Raw genomic sequence first — 1,475 nt, 5'->3', positions numbered from 1 at the left:
GATCCGGTGCGCGCCGGCCTGCTCGGGGACCACGATCAAGCCGGGTCAGGACGCCGCGAAACTCGTCCACGACGCGCCGAACGGTACGACGTTCTGCTTCGTCGCCGGCGTGCACCGGATCAGCGAGACCATCCGCCCGAAGCCGGACCAGGTGCTGGCCAGCGACCAGGGCGCCGTCCTCACCGGGTCGGTCCCGCTGACCCGGTGGTCCGCGACGAACGGCGACTGGGTCACGACCGGCGTGCTGCCGCCGCCGTACGGGCAGACCGGGCAATGCGAGGACAACGTCGCGAACATCTGCTACCTGCGCGAGCAGGTCTTCCTGGACGGCAAGCACCTGACCCGGGTGGCCACTCGCGACAAGGTTGCTCCGGGCACCTTCTACGCCGACTACACGGCGAACGCGGTCTACCTCGGTGACAACCCGGCCGGCCGGGCGGTGGAGATGTCGAAGACCGGACAGGCCATCCAGTCGAGCGCGAACAACGTCACCGTGCGCGGCCTGACGATCGAGCACTTCGCCACCCCGCCGCAGGGCGGGGCGATCCAGCTCGGCCTGGGCTGGAAGGTGTCCGCCAACGACATCCGCTGGAACCACGCGGTCGGCGCGATGCTGGTGAACGCCGACGGGGCCGTCCTGGAGAAGAACCTGATCCACCACAACGGCCAGCTCGGCATCGGCCAGTACAGCACGCTGAACGGGACTATCTCGGCCAACGAGGTGAGTCACAACAACACCGACGGGTTCTGGATCGCCGACTGGGAGTCCGGCGGGATCAAGACGACCTGGTCGAACGGCGGCTGGGTGACCGGCAACCTGATCAAGGCCAACCGCGGCGTCGGCCTGTGGAGCGACGCGTACGACGACGGCCGCACGTTCAACGCCAACCAGATCGTCGACAACGCGGCCGACGGCATTCGCTACGAGATCGGCCGCAACGGCACGATCTCGGACAACGTGATCACCGGCAACGGATTGGGCACCGGACGCGGCTCCGGGACGTCGCTGTGGGACGGCGGTGGCATCAACGTCAACACGTCGTCGAACGTGCAGGTCCGCGACAACGTGGTCGCGGACAACGTCAACGGCATCTCGATCCAGTCCCGCACCCGCGGCTCCGGGCCGTGGGGACTGAACGTCCTCCGCGACGTCGTTGTCACCGGCAACCAGGTCACCATGAAGGGCGGGACCAGCGCGACCGGGATGGTGCAGAACTCCGGTGCCGTCATCCCGGTCGGCGAGGTGACCCTGAAGGCCAACACCTACATCCTCGACAGCCTGACCGCGGAGCGGTTCCAGAAGACCGGCGAGTGGTACACCGCGAACGAGTGGCGCCAGACCGGTCAGGACGCCGGGAGCACCTTCACCACCCGGCGCGCAATCCGCTGACCCACCCACCTCACACGCCTTCGACTCCTCCCGAACCCCGGCGGGCGTTCGAGGGGATAACCCCTCGAACGCCTCCTTCTCCCCC

Annotated in this window: 1 protein-coding gene; it reads left to right on the top strand. The window is 68.1% G+C overall.

Features of this window, described 5'->3' with window-relative positions; all coding sequences use genetic code 11:
* Positions 1-1,390 (top strand): right-handed parallel beta-helix repeat-containing protein (locus E1218_RS35720; protein ID WP_132327447.1); only part of this gene is annotated, 1,390 nt, incomplete at its 5' end.
* Positions 1,391-1,475: the final 85 nt, after the last annotated feature.

The organism is Kribbella turkmenica (genome assembly GCF_004348725.1).
Lineage (GTDB): Bacteria > Actinomycetota > Actinomycetes > Propionibacteriales > Kribbellaceae > Kribbella > Kribbella turkmenica.
The sequence above is the reverse complement of the archived record's forward strand: the minus strand, read 5'-3'. Positions and strand labels throughout refer to the sequence as shown.